Below are 19163 nucleotides of genomic sequence, written 5' to 3'. Positions count from 1 at the left end.
ATCGAGGCAGGCGCGAACGCCTGAAGGTGAACATGTGTCCGTGACCGTACCCGGCCCACAGCGCACCTGCGGCCGAACTGGGTGAACTCTGGGCGACCAGTGGGTCACGGAGTGATCCCGGGAGGGGGTGTTCAGAGGTCTTCGGCGTCGACGATCCGGTAGGCGTAGCCCTGTTCGGCGAGGAAGCGTTGGCGGTGGGCGGCGAAGTCGGCGTCGACGGTGTCTCGGGCGACGACGGTGTAGAAGTGCGCGGTGCGCCCGTCGCCCTTGGGGCGCAACAGCCGTCCGAGGCGTTGGGCCTCCTCCTGGCGTGAGCCGAAGGTGCCGCTGACCTGCACGGCCACGGAGGCCTCCGGCAGGTCGACGGAGAAGTTGGCCACCTTGCTCACCACCAGGCGGGGGATCCGGCCTTCGCGGAACTCCGCGAACAGGCGGGTGCGCTGCGCCACCGACGTCTTGCCCGTGACGATCGGGGCGGCGAGGCGGCCCGCGAGTCCTTCGAGCTGGTCGAGGTACTGGCCGATGACGAGGGTCGGTTCGTCGGGATGCTTCGCGACGATCCGCTCGACGGCCTGGTCCTTGGCCGCGCTGCACGCGGCCAGGCGGTAGCGGTCGTCCGGTTCGGCGGTGGCGTGCGCGAGCCGCTCGGCCTCCGGCAGGGCGACCCTCACCTCGACGCAGTCGGCCGGCGCGATCCACCCCTGCGCCTCGATCTCCTTCCACGGAGCGTCGTACCGCTTGGGGCCGATCAGGGAGAACACGTCGTTCTCGCGGCCGTCCTCACGCACGAGGGTGGCGGTGAGTCCGAGTCTGCGGCGGGTCTGCAGGTCGGCCGTCATCCGGAATATCGGCGCGGGGAGCAGGTGCACCTCGTCGTAGATGACCAGGCCCCAGTCGCGGGCGTCGAGCAGATCCAGGTGGGTGTAGGAGCCCTTCCGCCTGGTCGTCAGCACCTGATACGTGGCGATGGTGACCGGACGGATCTCCTTGCGGGCGCCGGAGTACTCACCGATCTCCTCCTCGCTCAGGCTCGTGCGTCGCAGCAGTTCGTCGCGCCACTGCCGGGCCGAGACGGTGTTGGTCACGAGGATGAGCGTCGTCGTCTCCGCGCGGGCCATCGCCCCGGCACCGACGAGGGTCTTGCCGGCGCCGCAGGGCAGCACGACCACGCCCGATCCGCCGTGCCAGAACCCGTCGACGGCCTGGTCCTGGTATGGACGCAACGACCAGTCACCGGCCAGGGTGATGGGGTGGGCCTCACCGTCGACGTGACCAGCGTGGTCCTCGGCCGGCCAGCCGAGTTTGAGCAGCTCCTGCTTGAGATGTCCCCGCTCACTGGGGTGGACGACGACGGTCAGCTCGTCGAGCCGCTCGCCGGTCAGCGGGGTGATCTTCTTGTGCCGCAGGACCTCTTCGAGCACCGCCCGATCGGTGCTGCGCAGGACCAGCCGACCGCCGTCGCCGGGGCGCGCGACCTCCCCGTCGGTGGCGAGTTCCTTGGTCAGCACGAGCCGGCCGTACCGGTCCATCGTGTCGGCCACGTCGACGAGCAGGGAGTGCGGGACGGGGTAGCGGCTGTGCGTGACGAGGGCGTCGACCACCTGCTCCGCGTCGAACCCGGCCGCGCGGGCGTTCCACAGCCCCAGGGGAGTCACGCGGTAGGTGTGGATGTGCTCGGGCGCGCGTTCGAGCTCGGCGAACGGCGCGATCGCGCGGCGCGCAGCGGTGGCGTCGTCGTGGTCGACTTCGAGCAACAGGGTCTTGTCGCTCTGGACGATGAGGGCTCCTGGCATGACGACAGATGACAACGCCGCGGGTCGTGGTCGTTGTTCCGGGCGCTCGTTCGTCCGCGCCGTGCCCGGATGCGCGAGGATGGGCCCGTTGCCCGCACCCCGAGGAGGAACTCATGAGGACACCGCAGGTCGATCGCGCCGAGGGGATGCCCGAGCGGGTGCGGATCTACGAGGTCGGGGTGCGCGACGGCCTGCAGAACGAGGAGAACATCGTTCCCGTCGACGTCAAGGCCGAATTCGTGCGGCGGCTCGAGGCCGCGGGCGTCGAGACCATCGAGACGACCTCGTTCGTCTCGCCCACGTGGGTGCCGCAGCTCGCCGACGCCGCCGAGCTGCTGACCGCGCTGGGGGAATCCGCCCGCGGACGCAATCGACCGGTGCTCGTGCCCAACGAGAAGGGGCTCGACCGCGCGCTCGAGGCGGGGGTCGGCGCCATCGCGATCTTCGGTTCGGCCACCGAGGCCTTCGCGGCCAAGAACCTCAACGCCACCGTCGACGGCCAGTTCGACATGTTCGGCCCGGTCGCGAAGCGGGCCAAGGACGAGGGCCTGTGGGTGCGGGCGTACGTCTCGATGTGCTTCGGCGACCCGTGGGAGGGCGATGTGGCGCCCGATCAGGTCGTGTCGGTCGCGCGGCGGCTCATGGATCTCGGCTGCGACGAACTCTCGATCGGCGACACGATCGGTGTGGGCACCGCGGGCCAGGTGGAGTCGGTGCTGGACGGGTTGGTGGAGGCGGGAATCTCCTTGGACACCATCGCCGTCCACTTCCACGACACCTACGGGCAGGCGCTGCCGAACACGCTGACCGCGCTGCGCAAGGGCGTGACGATCGTCGACTCCTCCGCCGGTGGCCTCGGCGGGTGCCCCTACGCCAAGAGTGCGACCGGCAACCTCGCCACCGAGGACCTGCTGTGGGCGCTGCACGGACTCGGCATCGAGACCGGGATCGACCTGCCCGCGATGGTCGGGACGAGCATGTGGATGTCGGAGCAACTGGGCAAGCCGCCGGCCTCCGCGGTGGTCAAGGCGCTGGGGGCTCCGGCGTGACGTCGGCGGCCGACGGGCAGAACGCCGACGGGCAGAACGCCGACGGGCAGAACGCCGACGGGCAGAACACCGTGACGGTGCGTGAGGCGCGGATCGAGGACCTCGAGGCCGTCGTCGACCTGCTCGCCGACGACTCCATCGGCGCCGGCCGCGAGGGCGGAGACCTCGCGCCCTACGCGGCGGCGTTCGCGCGGCTCACGGCCGACCCGGGCGAGATGCTGGCCGTGGCCGAACTGTCCGGCCAGGTCGTCGGAACGCTGCAACTGAGCATCATCCCGAGCCTGACCCGCCGCGGCACCACCCGCGCGCAGATCGAGGGCGTGCGCACCCTGTCGAGCCTGCGCGGGCGCGGTATCGGCGAGACGCTGTTCGAGTGGGCGTTCGCGCAGGCCAAGAGCCGTGGGGCGAGTCTCGTGCAACTCACCTCCGACACCTCGCGCGGCAACGCCCACCGCTTCTACGAGCACCTGGGCTTCGTCGCCAGCCACACGGGGTTCAAGAAGGAGCTGTGACGGGGAGCAGTTGCGGCGACCGGCAGTTCCGACCACATGGAGCTCGGGGAGGAAAGCTGGTATCCGCGCCAGTAGTATGGAAAGTATGAAGGTCAGTGTGAGTCTCCCGGAAGAGGACGTCGCCCTTCTGGATGCCGTGGCGTCCGAGCGGTCGACAGGACGGTCTGCGGTGGTCCACGAGGCCGTGGAGCTGCTCAGAGAGAAACGACTGGCCGAGGAGTATGCAGAGGCGGCTCGCGAATGGGACTCCTCGGGCGAAGGCCGGCTGTGGTCCGCCGCAGATGCAGACGGGATCTCGAATGCGGCGTGGTGACATCGTGTGGGTCGCCCTGGACCCGGCCGTGGGAAGTGAGGCCGACAAGGTGCGTCCGGCGGTGGTCGTGGGGCGTGACTCGCACACCCGGACCAGCCTCCAACTGGAACGCGGCGTGGTCACCGTCGTTCCGCTCACGAGCAACACCGCCCGCGTGCTGTCGTTTCAGGCGCTTCTTCCTGCCTCGGCGACCGGATTGGCACGCGACTCGAAGGCACAGGCCGAACAGGTCCGTTCGGTCGACGTGTCCCGCCTGCGAGGAGCGGCCGGGCATCTGCCGAGCGACGTCATGGCCGAGGTCGACGCCGCGCTCCGGCTGCATCTGGCCTTGTGACGCTGCGAACACGCTCTCTTCGGACGGGTCGGGGGTCGTCTCTGACCGAGCCTCACACATCCGCCGCCGATGGCGTTGTCGGTGGTCCTCGCTACGGTGAGGGGAAACACCGTCGGCGAAGGAATGGGGCAGCGTGAAGGCATCGGGGCAGCGGTCGGGGATCGACATCACGGCGATGGACTCCTCGATCCGACCACAGGACGACCTGTTCGGATTCGTCAACGGCACGTGGATCGCGGGCACCGAGATCCCGGCCGACAAGGGACGCTACGGCGAGTTCGACATCCTCGCCGAGAAGGCACGCGAAGACGTCCGCGCCCTCCTGGAGGAGGCCGAGGCGGCGACGTCCGATGCCGCGTCCGGTGACGTGGCGGACGGAGACGCGGTCGCTCGCATGCGCGCTCAGGTCGGTGCGCTGTACCGCTCCTTCCTCGACGAGGACCGCATCGAGCGGCTCGGACTCGCGCCTGTGGCCGACGACCTCGCGGCCATCGCGTCCGTGAGCGACGTCGAGGGGCTGTGGGTGCTCATGGGACGCCTGCAGCGCCAGGGGATCGGCGGCGCGGTGTCCGCCTACGTCGACACCGACAAGCGCGACTCGCAGACCTACACCACCTATCTGCAGCAGTCCGGCATCGGCCTGCCCGACGAGTCCTACTACCGCGAGGACAAGTACGCCGACGTGCGCACCGCCTACCTCGCGCACCTCGCCCGGGTGAACGACCTCGTGGGAGAACACGGTTCGTTCGGCAACGACGAGGTGTACGAGACCGAACGCACCCTCGCCGCCGCGCACTGGGACCGGGTGCGCACCCGCGATGTCGTGGCCTCCTACACGGCGATGACCCTCGACGAACTCGCCGAGCTCGCCCCGAACGTGCCGTGGCGAGCGTGGCTCGAGGCTCTCGGCGCGCCAGCCGACAAGCTCGACCGCATCGTCGTGCGCCAGCCCAGCTACCTCGAAGCCCTGTCGGCGGCCACTCAGGACATCCCGCTGGAACGGTGGAAGGCGTGGCTGACCTGGCGGGTTCTCGGTGCGTCCGCGCCGTTCCTCACCCGCGAGATCGACGAGCAGCACTTCGACTTCTACGGCCGCACCCTGTCCGGCACGCCCTCCCAGCGCGACCGGTGGAAGCGGGGCGTCGACCTCGTCAACATGCTCGTCGGCGAGGGCGTCGGGCGGCTCTACGTCGACCGGCACTTCCCGCCGCAGGCCAAGGAACGCATGGTCGAACTCGTCGACAACCTCATCGCGGCCTACCGCATCGACATCGCCGACCTCGACTGGATGGGTGAGGCCACCAAGGCCAAGGCGCTGGACAAGCTCGGCACCTTCGTCCCCAAGATCGGCTACCCCGACGAGTGGCGCGACTACTCCGCGCTCGTGCTCACCGCGGATGACCTCCTCGGCAACGTCCGGCGGGCCAACGAGTTCGAGACCGACCGCGACTGGGCCAAGCTCGGCGGGCCGGTCGACCGGGGCGAGTGGTTCATGCCGCCACAGATGGTCAACGCCTACTACAACCCCGGCATGAACGAGATCGTGTTCCCCGCGGCGATCCTGCAGCCCCCGTTCTTCGACTCCGAGGCCGACGACGCCGTCAACTACGGCGCGATCGGCTCGGTCATCGGGCACGAGATCGGGCACGGGTTCGACGACCAGGGCTCGCGCTACGACGGCCTCGGCAACCTGGCCGAGTGGTGGACGGAGGAGGACCGCGCCGCGTTCGACGAGCGGGCCGGCAAGCTCATCGCCCAGTACGACGTGCTGGAACCCCGCGACCTGCCGGGAGAGACGGTCAACGGGGCGCTCACCGTCGGCGAGAACATCGGCGACCTCGGTGGGGTCACCATCGCCCACCTCGCCTACCGGCTGAGCCTGGGGGAGGGCGGCCTGGAGTCCGCGCCGGTCATCGACGACCTCACCGGTGAGCAGCGCTTCTTCGCCGGCTGGGCGCAGATCTGGCGGCTCAAGGCCCGCACGGAGGAGGCCAAGCGGCTCCTCGCGATCGACCCCCACTCCCCGGGTGAGTTCCGGGCCAACATCGTGCGCAACCTCACCGAGTTCCACGACGCGTTCGACGTGTCGCCCGGTGACGGGCTGTGGCTGGAGGAGTCAGAACGAGTCCGCATCTGGTGAGGCCACGCCGGCGATCCGGCTGACCGGCCACGCCTCCACGCGGCCGGTGGCCAGGTCGATCCCGTGGGCCAGACCGCCGGAGATGCGCGTCGGGCGCACGTGACGGTGCGTGATCCGGCCGCCGGTGTCGGCGACGCCGACCCACACGTCGGTCTGCTCCGCCGCCGCGTGCCGGAGCACGGCCAGCGTGACGGCCGGGTCGGTCGCCGGGATGCTCGGCGCTGCGCTCGTGATCTGCCCGTGCGTCGACCCCGCCGGCGTCGTCGAGCCGTTGGGGCTGGTCGCTCCGGTTGTCCTGGTCGAGCCGGCTGTTCCGGTGGTACCGATCGTGCCTGCTGTGCCGGTCTGGCCGGCGGACTCGCCGGTCTCGGACGCACGCGCCCCGGCGGTCGCGCCGTTCGAGGCGGCGGTTCGAGTCGACTCACCCCGGCGCAGACCTGCCACGACGGCGTCGACATCGAGTGCGGGAGTGACGGTGGGGCGCCGGCGGGGATCGGGGGCCCGGGCGGGCGCCGTGCCTGCGCCGACGACGGTTCCGTCCGCGCCTTCGGTGAGGGCATGGATGCCCCAGTCGCGCAGGAGGGCGAGAAGACGGGTGGGGGCCAGGTCGGACACGAGCACGGTCGGCGCGAGTCGGCGCAGCCGCGCGCTGCTCGCCTCCGGTCGCCGCATCAGCGCGTCGAGGGCGATGACGTCGTCGCTGCGCACATACGTGGACGCCGCACCGACGCGGGCTCGGCCGTGGCTGCGCCAGGCGTCCCCGACCAGGTACTCCAGCGGCTGGGGCACCGGGGTGGTGCTCATCCGGGCGAGGGTGCCGAGCACGTCCTCCACGGTCCACCCGGCGTCGAAGAGCCGGCGGATGCTGTCCGCTCCGAAGCGGTACACGACTGCGGCGCCTCGGGACTCGACGTCGGCCGCGGTCCGCATGAACGCCGCGCTGCTCCGTGAGAGCCGGCCCGGCGCCACGGCGGTGAGGTCGGCCTGCAGGATGACGTGATCCACGGCCTCCGGCAGTCGCGCGGCGGCAGCGACGGAGTCGACGGACGCCTCCTCCCGGCATAGGTCGCGCAGCGACGAGGTCGCGGCCCCGGCCGAGGTGAGACCGAGGAGGGCGGCCTCGGATGTGGTGGCGAGAGCCGCCTCCTCGACGACGGCGGGGTCCCGCCTCGGCACCTCCCACCGCAGGCGGGCGACGACGTCGTCGGCCTCGATCGTCGTGCCCGGTTCGAGGGCGATAAGGACACCGAGCGTGCGTCGTCGCAGCAGGGGCAGGCTGCCCCACGTGACGCCGTCGGTGAACGCGTTGATCGTCCCGTCGACGCCCCGCGTGCCGATCCGGTGCGGCGCGCGCGGCATGTCACGCCACGCGAGAACCAGCTCGGCCCAACGCATGTCGTCCTCCTGCTCGGCCCAGGTGTCGTAGCGCCGCGTGGGCGCCCAGACCGGGTCGAGTCCCCCGTCCGGCCCGATGAGCCCCGCGGCGGACACCACCTCGAGCACCAGCGCGGTCCCGTGGGTGTCCAGGCCGGTGAGCGCGACGGTGCGCGCCAGGTCCCGGACCGCGAGCCCGCCCGTGCGCAGAACCCGCGGCGGCGAGTCGCCCCACGCGGTGGCCACGGCCTCCACGCAGGCCAGGAGTTCGCCTGCGACCGACCCGGCGCCGGCATCGACGTCCTCGGGGCGAAGAATCCGCGACCGCGTCGCCGGCGGGTCGAGGTCGGGGGTCCGGTGCAGGCGACCGTCGCGCAGGGCCAAGGCGATGGGACGTGGCAGCGTCACGCTCCCACCGTCGTCCGACCCGCGCAGAAGGGTGTGGTCGACGAGCCACCGGACGGCGGGCCCGACCGCCCCGCGAAGATCCACGACCCCGGTCGGCGGCCCCCACGTGAGCCGGTCGAGGACCTCGCGTGCCCCGGCCGGAGCCTGGGAGGTGAGCGCGTCGAGGAGTCCCGCCGGGTCGGTGATCGTGGCATCGCGGGGATCGGCCGGGGCGAGTCCGGCCACGGGCCCGAGGGCGTCACGCACCGCGCGCGGCGCGGCGTATCCACCGGTCGTGCGCCAGAGGAGCGCGAGGTCGTAGAGCCCCTCCAACAACTGCGCAGCTCGTTCAGCAGCGCACCCGAGCAGCGCCGCGACGTCCTCGGCGGTGATCGGTTCCGCCGCGACGACCGCAGCCTCGAGCGTCCGCAGACGGGCGGTGTCGAGGGAGTCCAGCACCTGGCGCAGACCGGCCGGGGTGAGCGCCCGCGCCGCGAGCGTCGTGAGGTCGGCCGGCGCGGGTCGGGCGAGGTCGGGACGCGCCGCGATCAGCGCCGTGAGCTGGGCGTCGTCGCGGGAACGGAGGTCCTCGGCGAGGCTGCGAGGCGGTGGAGCGACCGCCTCGGGGGCGGCGGTCGCGGGCGGTGTGGACATCACCTCAACGGTAACCCCGCACTCTCGGGGGCCTCTGCTCCCGAGATGTTGCCCTGGTGACGGGGGTTCTCGCACACGTCGCGTGACGCCTCAGGCATGAGCGCCTTGTGGGCGAGGCCCGTCCGTTCGCGAGCGCAGCGAGCCTGAACGGACGGAACAGAAGGAACGTCGCGGCGAAGCCGCGCCGGTGCAGTTCCGGGGACTCACGGGGGCGGAGCCCCCGTGAGTCCGCTCGTCGAGAAGGACGGCCGTTGATCCAGGTCGCCGGGTTCGTCGCCGTCGGGCGGCGGTGCCGGTGGGGCAGGATGACGCCAACAGCCCAGTCCCGTCACAGCGTCGTGCCCGGAGGTTTCGTCGATGACCGCTCAGCCGTCCCACGCACAGGGTGAGACCGACACCCCGCTCCTCGAGGAGACGATCGGGGCCAACCTCGAGCGTACGGTCGCCGCGTTCGGAGATCGTGAGGCGCTCGTCGACGTCGCGACCGGTCGCCGGTGGACGTACGCGGAGTTCGACGACGAGGTCAACCGCCTCGCCAAGGGGCTCATCGGGGTCGGTCTGGCGGTCGGGGACCGCATCGGCATCTGGTCGCCCAACTGCCCCGAGTGGACGATCATGCAGTACGCCACCGCCAAGGCCGGGGTCGTCCTCGTCAACGTCAATCCCGCCTACCGCACCCACGAACTCGACTACGTGGTGGAGCAGTCGGGCATGCGGATGATCGTCAGCGCGGTGGCCTACAAGACGTCGAACTACCAGCAGATGGTCGAGCAGACCCTGACCAAACGCGACAACCTCGAGCGCGCGTTCTACCTCGGCGAGCAGAGCTGGGACGACCTCATCGCCGCGGGTGAGTCGATGAGCGACGAGCAACTGGCCGGGGTCCTCGCCTCCCTCTCGCCCGAGGACCCGATCAACATCCAGTACACCTCGGGCACCACGGGATTCCCCAAGGGTGCGACCCTGTCGCACCGCAACATCCTCAACAACGGGTTCTTCGTCGGCGAGATGATCCACTACAGCGAGGCCGACCGCGTCTGCATCCCGGTGCCCTTCTACCACTGCTTCGGCATGGTGATGGGCAACCTCGCGTGCACCACCCACGGTGCGTGCATGGTCATCCCGGCCCCCACGTTCACCCCGGACTCGGCGCTGACGGCCGTCTCCCAGGAGAAGTGCACCTCCCTGTACGGCGTGCCGACCATGTTCATCGCCGAACTCGCGCTGTCCGACTTCGACAGCTACGACCTGTCCACGCTGCGCACCGGCATCATGGCCGGCTCACCGTGCCCCATCGAGGTCATGAAGCAGGTCATCGACCGCATGAACATGTCGGAGGTCGCCATCAACTACGGCATGACCGAGACCTCCCCGGTGTCGACGTCGACCCGCACCGACGACGACCTGCGCCGCCGCACCGAGACCGTCGGCCGGGTCATGCCCCACCTCGAGATCAAGATCGTCGACCCCGCCACCGGCGAGACCGTCCCCCGCGGCGAACCCGGCGAGTTCTGCACCAAGGGCTATTCGGTCATGCGCGGCTACTGGGACAACGAGGAGAAGACGGCCGAGGCCATCGACTCCGGCGGGTGGATGCACACCGGCGACCTCGCCACGATGGACGAGGACGGCTACTGCGCCATCGTCGGCCGCATCAAGGACATGGTGATCCGCGGTGGGGAGAACATCTACCCGCGCGAGATCGAGGAGTTCCTCTACCAGCACCCGGGCGTCGCCGACGTGTCGGTGGTGGGTGTGCCCGACGAGAAGTACGGCGAGGAACTCATGGCCTGGATCATCACCAAGCCCGGGCACGAGCCCCTCACCGTCGAGGACGTCAAGGCGTTCTCGGCCGGCAAACTCGCCCACTACAAGGTTCCCCGCTACGTGCACTGCGTCGACGCGTTCCCGATGACCGTGACCGGCAAGATCCGCAAGATCGACATGCGCGCCGAGGGCGTCGCGTTGCTCGGCCTGCAGAAGTAGAGGATCGACGCGTCACACCGGATCTCCGCCGCCGGATTCCGGTTTGCCCGGCACGCTAGCCTGGTAGGGCCCGTGACCATGCGCGGGCTCGAGACGAGCAAGAGGTGAACGGTGCCGACTGGCAAGGTCAAGTTCTACGACGCCGACAAGGGTTTCGGCTTCGTCCACGGCGACGACGGTGAGGACGTGTTCGTCCCGGCCGGCGCGCTGCCGTCGGGGACGACCTCACTCAAGCCCGGAACACGCCTGGAGTACAGCGTCGCCCAGGGACGCCGCGGCGCTCAGGCCATGCACGTCCAGGTCCTCGAACGCACGCCGTCGGTGGCCGAGGCGCAGCACGCCAAGCACCGCAGGCCCGCCGACGAGATGGCCGTCATCGTCGAGGACCTCATCAGGCTGCTCGACAAGGCGTCCAACGACTTCCGTCGCGGGCGCTACCCCGAGCGGCGCGACGCCACCAAGGTCGCCTCCGTCCTGCGTGCCGTCGCCGACCAGTTCGACGGGTCCTGACATGCCGACCAAGAGAGACGCCACCCTCGCCGGCGCGGTCGAGCTGGCTCGCGAGGCCGCCGAGAGCATCGCCGAACCCGGCGCGGTCGGCGACCACATCGGCATGGTCATGGAAGGCGAACGGCTCGCCACGCATTCGTTCGTGTGCACGACGCCGGCCTACCGCGGGTGGCGGTGGGCGGTCGTCGTCGCGCGGGTCTCCCGCAGCCGCACCGTGACCGTGTGCGAGACCAACCTCCTTCCCGGTGACGACGCGATCCTCTCCCCGGCGTGGGTGCCGTACGAGCAGCGGCTCGCGCCAGGCGATCTGGGAGCGGGCGACGTCCTGCCCTACAAGGAGGAGGACCCCAACCTCGAGCCCGGCTTCGAGGCCACGGGCGAGGAGGACGTCGACGCGATGGCGCAGTGGGAACTCGGCCTCGGCCGCGCCCGCGTGCTGTCCGCCGAGGGGCGCGAGTCCGCAGCCCAGCGCTGGTACGACGGCGACAACGGCCCCGACGCCACCGTCGCCCAGAAGTCCCAGGAGATGTGCACGACCTGCGGCTACTACCTCCCCTCGCCGGCGCGCTCCGGTCGATGTTCGGCGTGTGCGCCAACGCCTGGTCGCCCTCCGACGGCAAGGTCGTCAGCAGAGACCACGGCTGCGGCGCCCACAGCGAGTCCGACGTCGACCGCTCGGACCGCGAGAAGGTGCCGGCGCCGGTGCACGACGACCTCGCCGTCGACGTCCTGTCCTGACCCCCGCCACGATCCGCCGCTCGCCGACCACACCCCGCGCGGCACCCCTGCAGGACGCGCGTCTCACTCCCGGCGGGGGTGTCCGGAAGGGCCCTGCGCTGCGAATAGTCTGTGCGCCATGAGCAGCATCACGGAGTCGTCCGCCCGCGCGCCTCGGGGCGGTCTCGATCGCTATTTCAAGATCTCCGAGCGCGGATCCACGGTCGGCCGAGAGGTCCGGGGCGGCTTCGCCACCTTCTTCACGATGGCCTACATCGTCGTCCTCAACCCCCTCATCATCGGCACCGTCCCCGACGGGTCCGGTCAGTTCCTCGGCGGCGGAACCGAACCCAACCTCGCCATGGTCGCCGCCGGCACCGCCCTCATCGCCGGCCTCATGTCGATGCTCATGGGCGTCTTCGCCAACTACCCCCTCGCGCTCGCCGCCGGCCTCGGACTCAACGCGTTCGTCGCCTACAGCATCGCCAGCCTGCCCAACATGACCTGGGCCGACGCCATGGGCCTCGTCGTCATGGAGGGCATCGTCATCCTCCTGCTCGTGCTCACCGGCTTCCGGCGCGCCGTGTTCCACGCCATCCCCGCCCAGCTCAAGACGGCCATCAGCGTCGGCATCGGCCTGTTCATCACCCTCGTCGGCCTCGTCGACGCCGGCATCGTCCGACGCGCCGCGGGCGCCCCCTGCAACTCGGCGTCGGCGGATTCCTCGCCGGCTGGCCCACCCTCGTCTTCGTCATCGTCCTGCTCGCCATCGTCGTCATGATGGTCCGCGGCGTCTCAGGCTCCATCCTCTACGGCATCGTCGGCGGCACGGCCCTCGCCATCGCCGTCGAAGCCGTCATGCACGTCGGCTCCCAGACCGACGCCACCGGCAAGATCGTCAACCCCACCGGGTGGGGCCTCAACGTCCCCCAGGTGCCCACCAACGTGTTCGACATGCCCGACCTCGGCCTCCTCGGACAATTCAACCTGCTCGGCTCGTTCCAGAACATCGGCATCGTCGCCGCCTGCCTCCTGATCTTCACCCTCATGCTCGCCGACTTCTTCGACACCATGGGCACCATGGTCGCCATCGGCGCCGAAGCCGACCTCCTCGACGAAGACGGCAACCCCCCAACAGCCAACGCATCCTCGTCGTCGACTCCCTCTCCGCCGTCGCCGGCGGCATGGGCAGCGTCAGCAGCAACACCGCCTACATCGAATCCGCCTCCGGCGTCGGCGAAGGCGCCCGCACCGGACTCGCCAGCATCGTCACCGGCGCACTCTTCCTCGCCGCGATGTTCCTCTCACCCCTCGTCGCCGTCGTCCCCTACGAAGCCGCCACACCCGCCCTCGTCGTCGTCGGCTTCCTCATGATGCAACAGGTCGTCGGCATCGACTGGCACGACCTCGACATCGCCGTCCCCGCCTTCCTCACCATCGTCCTCATGCCCTTCACCTACTCCATCACCGCAGGCATCGGCGCCGGATTCGTCACCTACGTCGTCATCAAAATCGCCCGCGGCAAAATCGCCACCCTCCACCCCCTCATGTGGATCGTGTCCCTCCTCTTCGTCATCTACTTCGCCATCGACCCCATCAAAACCCTCCTCGGCGTCCAGTGACAGGCTGACCCCATGACCCCCGAGTCCGACGCGTCGTCGTCATCGTCGCCCTGGCCGCCATGCTGCTCGCCGTCGTGATCGCGCCACTTTTTTAGGCCTGTGCTCCTCACCTCCGGGCTCGGCGGGACCCGGACTTCGTCGGGGTCCCACCGAGCCCTGCGCCTTCGTCGCACAGGCTGTGTGCCGCCCCGGTGCGCCCCTCACCCCGGCCTGGCGTCGTCTGTGAGTTCCCGGCTGTCAGTCGGGCCGGGGTGAGGGACGCACCGGGGCGACACCTGTGGTTCCCGTTCGCTGTCGTGTTGCGGTACTACCCGTGTCTCGATCCGGCGGCTGTCGGCATGGCCTCGGGCCGGTGGTGGTCGCCTCGGTCAGGTGGTGGTGGGCGCTCGTTCTGCGGCGGCTGGGGAGGGCTCTCCGCTCTGGCCCGGTCCTAACCGATGTTCATCTCTGCGACCACGTGGTCTACGCAGGTCGTGAGGGCTTCCACGTCGTCCGGGTCGATCGCCGGGAACATCGCCACACGGATCTGATTGCGGCCCAGGCTGCGGTACGGATCGACGTCGACGATGCCGTTCTCCCGCAACACCGCGATGAGCGCCGACGCGTCGACGCGCTCGTCGAGATCGATCGTGCCCACCACCCGCGACCGGGCCGCCGCGTCGGTGACGAACGGCGTGGCGTAATCGGTGCGTTCCGCCCAGTCGTACAGCCGTGACGCGCTGTCCGCGGTGCGGGCCGTCGCCCAGTCCAGACCGCCCTGCTCGTTCATCCACCGCACCTGCTCGTTCATGAGCACCAGCGTCGCCAACGCCGGCGTGTTGTACGTCTGGTCCTTGCGCGAATTCGCCACCGCCGTCGCCAGATCCAAAAACGCCGGGATGTACCGGTCCGTCGCCGAGACCTCCTCCACCCGCGCCAACGCCGCCGGAGACATGAGCGCGAACCACAGGCCCCCGTCGGAGGCGAAACACTTCTGCGGCGCGAAGTAGTAGACATCCGCCTGCTCGACATCGACCGGCAGACCACCCGCGCCGGACGTCGCGTCGACGAGGACCAGCGCGTCGTCGTCCGCACCCGGCACGCGCCGCACCGGAGCCATCACCCCCGTCGACGTCTCGTTGTGCGGCCACGCGTACACGTCGACGTCGGCCGCGTGCAGAACGGCGAGCGAACCCGGCTCGGCGTCGACGACCACCGGATCGGACAAGAACGGCGCCGCAGCCGTCGCCTTCGCGAACTTGGAGGAGAACTCGCCGAACACGAGGTGCTCCGCGCGCTGCCGGACCAGCGAGAACGTCGCCACATCCCAGAACGCCGTCGACCCGCCGTTGCCGAGCACGACCTCATACCCCTCCGGCAGGCGGAACAACTCGGCCAGCCCCGCCCGCACCTCACCCACGAGATGCCGGACCGGAGCCTGCCGGTGCGACGTGCCGAGGAGGCTGCCGGCGTACTCGCTCAGCCGCTCCACCTGCGCAGGACGCACCTTGCTCGGACCACTGCCGAAGCGGCCGTCGTGGGGAAGCAGAGCGGGCGGGATGCTGATCGTGCTCACTGGGCGGAACCTCTCGCAGGACGGTGACGTGACCGGCTCCAGTCTGCCGGTGGGCTCAGGGTTCCCGCTCGCCGCGGTCGGCCAGCACCTCGTCCCATCCCGTGACCGCCGACGCCGGCCGTGGACCGGGACCCTCGTAGGAGGCACGCGGACGGATGAGCCGGGCGCTCTGCTTCTGCTCGAGGATGTGCGCCGACCACCCTGCGGCCCGGGCGCACGCGAACAGCGACGTGAACGCCGGTCCGGGCACGTCGGCGAAGGACAGCAGCACCGGGGCCCACAGATCGAGGTTGGGCTCGAGCCTCCGGTCGGGAAAGCGCTCGGCCAGCAGGTCGGCGGCCGTGGACTCGACCGCCATGGCGACCTCGTACAGCGGCGCGCCGACGCGGCGGCAGACCTCACGGATCGGGTCCGTCCGAGGATCGCGCGCCCGGTAGACGCTGTGGCCGAACCCCATGATCCGCCGACCCGAGTCGAGCACCGAGGTCAGATACTCGCGGGGATCGTCGAGTCCGTCGATCGCGTGGAGCATGCGCAGGACACGCGCGGGCGCGCCACCGTGTAGCGGACCACTGATCGCGGCGACACCCGCCGCCAGACAGGTCGCCACGTCGGCCCCCGTGGAGGCCACGACGCGCGCGGCGTAGGTGGAGGCGTTGAATCCGTGCTCCGCGGCCGTGACGAAGTACGCGTCGAGCGCCTCGACGTGACGCGGGTCGGCCTCGCCCCGCCATCGCACGAGGAACCGTTCGGCCACCGAGCTCGCCGTGTCGACCACGCGCTGCGGCACCACCGGAAGCTCGGGGCCACGCGCCGACTGCGCGACGAACGACACCATGAGCACCGTCGTGCGCGCCAGGTCGTCGAGGGCGCGCCGGTCGTCGATGTCGTGCAAGGGGCGGAAACCCCACACGGGGGAGACGGTGGCCAGCGCGCTCACCACGTCGGCCGTCATGGCGCCCGTGCGGGCCGGCAGCGGGAACTGCTCCGCAGGTGGCAACAGGCGTCGCAGGTCGTCGGCGACCAGCAGACCCCACACGCGATCGAAGGGGACGACGCCCACGAGGTCACGGATGTCGACACCGCGGTAGCGCAGAGCGCCGCCCTCGGGGTCGGCCTCCGCGATCGAGGTGACCCAGGAGTCCTGCTCCGGCGCCGCCCGATCGGTTGGTGCGTTCATGAGGTCGATTCTGCCAAGTGTGTGATCGATGTCACGACCCGGTCAGCTCGGCCGGTGGCTCCCGCCGTGACCGGCCACGCCTCCGTCGCCGTCCTGCGGTCCCGGCGAACCCGTCGCGCCGCCGGTGGAGTCGGCCCGCCCGGAACGTCCGCGGCGCCCTCGCGTCGGTGCCGGAGGAGTCACGCGTTTGCCCAGGTCGTAGTGCGCAAGGAGCTCCGCCAGCGGTGTCAAGACCACGGGGTGCGTCCCCACCGGACGGTCGCCGCTGAAGACCACCCAGACCCGCTGGTCGCCGTCGTACACAGGCAGAACCGACCCGTCGACGAGATGCGCGGCGTGCTCCAGGGCGATGCTCCGAGCGTTGCGACGGCTCACCTGCCGCTCGGCGAACTGCTGAGCAGGCACCCGCCCCCGGCGCAACCCCTCGTACGCGAGCGGGGCGTACTTCACGCCGAGACTCAAGAGCCGGCGGATCGCGCGCTGTCGAGACGTCATTCGGCAGGCCTCCTGCATCGGGTGCTGGTCACGGCCAGCCTACTGGGAGCCGTCGTGCCCGCCGGGACGCCCGGCTGCGTGCCGGGCTGCGGCGACGGTGGTGAGGGCGGCAGGCACTGGCCCCGCGGTGTCCGTCCGTGCCGGGACAATAAGAACGGCGAGGTCGTCGGGGAACGACCTCGCCGTTTCCGTGGCGACCCGGGGGAAGTCGACACGGTGCCGGCCAGGGGAAGCCGGTGTTGTGCTCGGAAGAGTCAAAATCGATGTGGTCGGGGGTTCCACACCGGCGACTCCGCCAGCTGAATGTTAGAGCGGATCTGCTTGTTCGACAAGAGCATCCGGGCCAGATCACACCGAGTGGCGAAAAAGCCGTCGATCCGGGCCCACGGTCCAGCGTGCTGTCCGTGCCTGTGGGGCGTGAGGATGCCATGCTTGGGGCGTGACCGACCTGATCGACACCACCGAGATGTACCTGCGCACGGTCTTCGAACTCGAAGAAGAAGGTGTGCAGGTCTTGCGCGCGCGCATCGTCGACCGGCTGGGACATTCCGGCCCCACGGTCTCCCAGACCGTGGCGCGCATGGAGCGCGACGGGCTGCTGTCGGTGCAGCCCGACCGCAGCATCGAACTCTCCGAGACCGGCCGGCGCCTCGCCACGCGCGTCATGCGCAAGCACCGGCTCGCCGAGCGGCTGCTGCGCGACGTCATCGGCCTGGAGTACCCCTACGTGCACGACGAGGCCTGCCGCTGGGAGCACGTGATGAGCGAGCGCGTCGAGCGCAAGATCCTCACGCTGCTGGACGAGGTGCAGGTCAGCCCCTACGGCAACCCCGTCCCGGGCCTGGACGAGCTCGGCATCACCGCCACCGGCAACGGCGAGCGGATGACGTCGATGGCCGACCACCCGGGTGCGACGCGATTCGTCGTCCTCCGCGTGGGTGAGCCGCTGCAGAGCGACAACGACCTGCTCGAACGCATGTCGTCCGCCGGGATCGAGCCCGGTGCCACGGTGTCGATCACCCGCGCCGACGACCGGATCGACCTCGCCGGCCCGTCCGGAGCGGTGACGATCGACGGCGGCCAGTCGGGGTACCTGTTCGGCTCGCCGGCCTGAGCGGCTCGACCCGCGCGGCCTTCTGATCCCTCACGACTGATCGGGAGAGACGTCCCCGCATCGCTGTCGGGTGCTCTCGTCGCGCTCGGCGGCTCGCGCACCGGTCGTCCCCACCCCGGCCGGGCCTGTGGATGACGGGAGCGGGACCACGGCCCCCGCGGCTAGCTTTTCGGGTGTCGTCGCCGTTCGCGCCGACTCCGCCCGGTCCGCCCGATCCTGCCGCCGGCGACGGACACCAGACCCATGCCTCGGCAGGAGCGGCACCGCCGCCCATCGGGCCGCTCCGGCCGGGCCATCCACCACGTCACGATGCCTCCCCGCATCGCGATGGGCCCTGCCCGGAGTCGTACGCGAGGCGCGAAGGGCGGCCATGTCCAGCCAGTCCAGGAACGTCCGGTACGTGGGGCGACATCGGTCGCCGCGGATCGTCACCGGATCACGCGGCGCCCGGGCCGCGCAGGCCGGCATGATCGCCGTCGTCAGCGCCGGGCTGCTCAACGCGGTGGTCGACCCGGCCATCGCGGATCCGGCGCCGCCCGCTCTCCCACCCCCGATGCCCGCGGCCGACCCGGCCTGGGAGCCGGAGTTCACCGAGCCCCGTCCGCCCGAACACCCACCGTCGGTGCCGGAACCCGCCGTCCCCGCGCTCCCGGCCGAGGAGGCGCCGCCAGGGACGCCGAGCACGTCACCACCCGAGGAGACGGGTTCGGCGGCACCGACCTCGTCGACCTCGATCCCGTCGTTCGCCCCCACCCCGACACCGGCACCCACCTCCACACCCTCGTCTCCGTCGCCGACCACGACCGTGGCGCCGGCCCCCGAGCCCGCGCCGACGCGCGTCCCGACGGACACACCGACCGAGGCGCCACCCACGCCCCGGCCGACCCGCACGGCCACACCGAAGCCGACGTCGAACCCTGCGCCCAAGCCGAAACCCGCGCCGAAGCCCAAGCCGAAGCCCAAGGCCGAGTCCAAGACGGCTCCCGCGTCGTCGCGCGCGGATCGCGTCCTCGACATCGCGGCGGGTCTGTCGGGCATTCCGTACGTGTGGGGTGGCACCACGACCCGGGGGTTCGACTGCTCGGGATTCACGCGCCACGTCTTCGACAAGGCGGGGGTCGACCTGCCGCGCACGGCCGCTCAGCAGCAGCGCGCCACGCGGCGGGTGAGCACGCCTCGCCCCGGTGATCTGGTGTTCTTCGGCAGCCCGGCACACCACGTCGGGATCTACGCGGGCGACGGGCGGATGTACGACGCACCCCGCCGGGGCAAGACGACGGGTCTGCACAAGATCTGGAGTTCGAACGTGACCTACGGTCGCCCCTGACGCAGCGACACACCTGCGAACCAGCAGGTCATGAGGCTTGTCGGTGGTGACCACTAGCCTGATGGCATCGGTCGGAGGAGTGGGGCGAGAGTCGGGCAGGA

14 protein-coding genes and 2 pseudogenes are annotated in these 19163 nt (G+C 70.6%); 11 read left to right on the top strand and 5 right to left on the bottom strand.

The features are described from left to right. Positions 1–131: 131 nt before the first annotated feature. Positions 132–1793, bottom strand: a complete 1662-nt coding sequence (locus QQK49_RS14310) for a DNA repair helicase XPB (RefSeq protein WP_284304516.1) — start codon at positions 1791–1793, stop codon at positions 132–134. A 113-nt stretch (positions 1794–1906) separates the two neighbouring features. Between QQK49_RS14310 and QQK49_RS14305 the strand changes: the two genes are divergently transcribed. The 5 genes from QQK49_RS14305 (at position 1907) to QQK49_RS14285 (ending at position 6141) form a co-directional block, all read left to right on the top strand. After that, entirely contained in the window at positions 1907–2842 is a 936-nt protein-coding gene (locus QQK49_RS14305; protein ID WP_284304515.1) for a hydroxymethylglutaryl-CoA lyase, read from the top strand. Continuing rightward, positions 2839–3354, top strand: coding sequence for a GNAT family N-acetyltransferase (locus QQK49_RS14300; protein WP_348536194.1), 516 nt, complete (start codon positions 2839–2841; stop codon positions 3352–3354). Before QQK49_RS14305 ends, QQK49_RS14300 begins: the two co-directional genes overlap by 4 nt. A gap of 85 nt (positions 3355–3439) precedes the next feature. After that, the gene (locus QQK49_RS14295) at positions 3440–3667 is read left to right on the top strand and encodes a ribbon-helix-helix protein, CopG family (protein WP_284304514.1); all 228 of its coding nucleotides are present in this window, start codon (positions 3440–3442) and stop codon (positions 3665–3667) included. Continuing rightward, a complete protein-coding gene (locus QQK49_RS14290) occupies positions 3654–4001 on the top strand; it encodes a type II toxin-antitoxin system PemK/MazF family toxin (RefSeq protein WP_284304512.1) in 348 nt (115 codons plus the stop codon). Before QQK49_RS14295 ends, QQK49_RS14290 begins: the two co-directional genes overlap by 14 nt. A 133-nt stretch (positions 4002–4134) precedes the next feature. After that, positions 4135–6141: a M13 family metallopeptidase gene (locus QQK49_RS14285; protein WP_348536193.1), complete on the top strand. Its 2007-nt coding sequence runs from the start codon at positions 4135–4137 to the stop codon at positions 6139–6141. On the opposite strand, the gene QQK49_RS14280 is transcribed toward QQK49_RS14285, so the two are convergent. After that, positions 6118–8556: a helicase-associated domain-containing protein gene (locus QQK49_RS14280; RefSeq protein WP_284304511.1), complete on the bottom strand. Its 2439-nt coding sequence runs from the start codon at positions 8554–8556 to the stop codon at positions 6118–6120. The two genes, QQK49_RS14285 and QQK49_RS14280, sit on opposite strands and share 24 nt — an antisense overlap. 357 nt (positions 8557–8913) lie before the next feature. Between QQK49_RS14280 and QQK49_RS14275 the strand changes: the two genes are divergently transcribed. The 4 genes and pseudogenes from QQK49_RS14275 to QQK49_RS14260 all read left to right on the top strand — a co-directional run bounded on the left by QQK49_RS14275 (position 8914) and on the right by QQK49_RS14260 (position 13391). Then, the gene (locus tag QQK49_RS14275) at positions 8914–10542 is read left to right on the top strand and encodes an AMP-binding protein (protein WP_284304510.1); all 1629 of its coding nucleotides are present in this window, start codon (positions 8914–8916) and stop codon (positions 10540–10542) included. A 111-nt stretch (positions 10543–10653) separates the two neighbouring features. After that, a complete protein-coding gene (locus QQK49_RS14270) occupies positions 10654–11052 on the top strand; it encodes a cold-shock protein (protein ID WP_284304509.1) in 399 nt (132 codons plus the stop codon). Between the two features lie 103 nt (positions 11053–11155). Then, positions 11156–11790 (top strand): annotated as a pseudogene (locus QQK49_RS14265) (DUF3027 domain-containing protein). A 118-nt stretch (positions 11791–11908) separates the two neighbouring features. Next, positions 11909–13391 (top strand): annotated as a pseudogene (locus QQK49_RS14260) (NCS2 family permease). 430 nt (positions 13392–13821) lie between these two features. On the opposite strand, the gene serC reads toward QQK49_RS14260, so the two are convergent. The 3 genes from serC to QQK49_RS14245 are packed head-to-tail and all read right to left on the bottom strand — an operon-like array spanning position 13822 to position 16621. Next, positions 13822–14946, bottom strand: coding sequence for a phosphoserine transaminase (gene serC, locus QQK49_RS14255; RefSeq protein WP_284304508.1), 1125 nt, complete (start codon positions 14944–14946; stop codon positions 13822–13824). Positions 14947–15001: 55 nt separating this feature from the next. Further along, the gene (locus QQK49_RS14250; RefSeq protein ID WP_284304507.1) at positions 15002–16126 is read right to left on the bottom strand and encodes a citrate synthase 2; all 1125 of its coding nucleotides are present in this window, start codon (positions 16124–16126) and stop codon (positions 15002–15004) included. A 42-nt stretch (positions 16127–16168) separates the two neighbouring features. Then, positions 16169–16621: a hypothetical protein gene (locus tag QQK49_RS14245; protein ID WP_284304505.1), complete on the bottom strand. Its 453-nt coding sequence runs from the start codon at positions 16619–16621 to the stop codon at positions 16169–16171. A 439-nt stretch (positions 16622–17060) separates the two neighbouring features. Here QQK49_RS14245 and QQK49_RS14240 point away from each other — a divergent pair, with 439 nt between their 5' ends. Next, positions 17061–17735, top strand: coding sequence for a metal-dependent transcriptional regulator (locus tag QQK49_RS14240; RefSeq protein WP_284304504.1), 675 nt, complete (start codon positions 17061–17063; stop codon positions 17733–17735). A gap of 370 nt (positions 17736–18105) precedes the next feature. After that, positions 18106–19062 carry a C40 family peptidase gene (locus QQK49_RS14235; protein WP_284304503.1) on the top strand — a complete coding sequence of 319 codons (957 nt, stop codon included), beginning with the start codon at positions 18106–18108 and terminating at the stop codon, positions 19060–19062. The last annotated feature ends 101 nt before the right edge of the window (positions 19063–19163 follow it).

The sequence above is a fragment of the Mobilicoccus caccae genome (assembly GCF_030161635.1).
Classification (GTDB): domain Bacteria; phylum Actinomycetota; class Actinomycetes; order Actinomycetales; family Dermatophilaceae; genus Mobilicoccus; species Mobilicoccus caccae.
This window is presented reverse-complemented; position numbering and strand designations above follow the sequence as displayed.

What these genes read in the sequence shown, in the direction of transcription:
- QQK49_RS14310 (WP_284304516.1), bottom strand. Translation starts at nt 1,793, where the DNA reads ATGCCAGGAGCCCTCATCGTCCAGAGCGACAAGACCCTGTTGCTCGAA.
- QQK49_RS14305 (WP_284304515.1), top strand. Translation starts at nt 1,907, where the DNA reads ATGAGGACACCGCAGGTCGATCGCGCCGAGGGGATGCCCGAGCGGGTG.
- QQK49_RS14295 (WP_284304514.1), top strand. Translation starts at nt 3,440, where the DNA reads ATGAAGGTCAGTGTGAGTCTCCCGGAAGAGGACGTCGCCCTTCTGGAT.
- QQK49_RS14290 (WP_284304512.1), top strand. Translation starts at nt 3,654, where the DNA reads ATGCGGCGTGGTGACATCGTGTGGGTCGCCCTGGACCCGGCCGTGGGA.
- QQK49_RS14280 (WP_284304511.1), bottom strand. Translation starts at nt 8,556, where the DNA reads ATGTCCACACCGCCCGCGACCGCCGCCCCCGAGGCGGTCGCTCCACCG.
- QQK49_RS14275 (WP_284304510.1), top strand. Translation starts at nt 8,914, where the DNA reads ATGACCGCTCAGCCGTCCCACGCACAGGGTGAGACCGACACCCCGCTC.
- QQK49_RS14250 (WP_284304507.1), bottom strand. Translation starts at nt 16,126, where the DNA reads ATGAACGCACCAACCGATCGGGCGGCGCCGGAGCAGGACTCCTGGGTC.
- QQK49_RS14245 (WP_284304505.1), bottom strand. Translation starts at nt 16,621, where the DNA reads ATGACGTCTCGACAGCGCGCGATCCGCCGGCTCTTGAGTCTCGGCGTG.
- QQK49_RS14235 (WP_284304503.1), top strand. Translation starts at nt 18,106, where the DNA reads ATGTCCAGCCAGTCCAGGAACGTCCGGTACGTGGGGCGACATCGGTCG.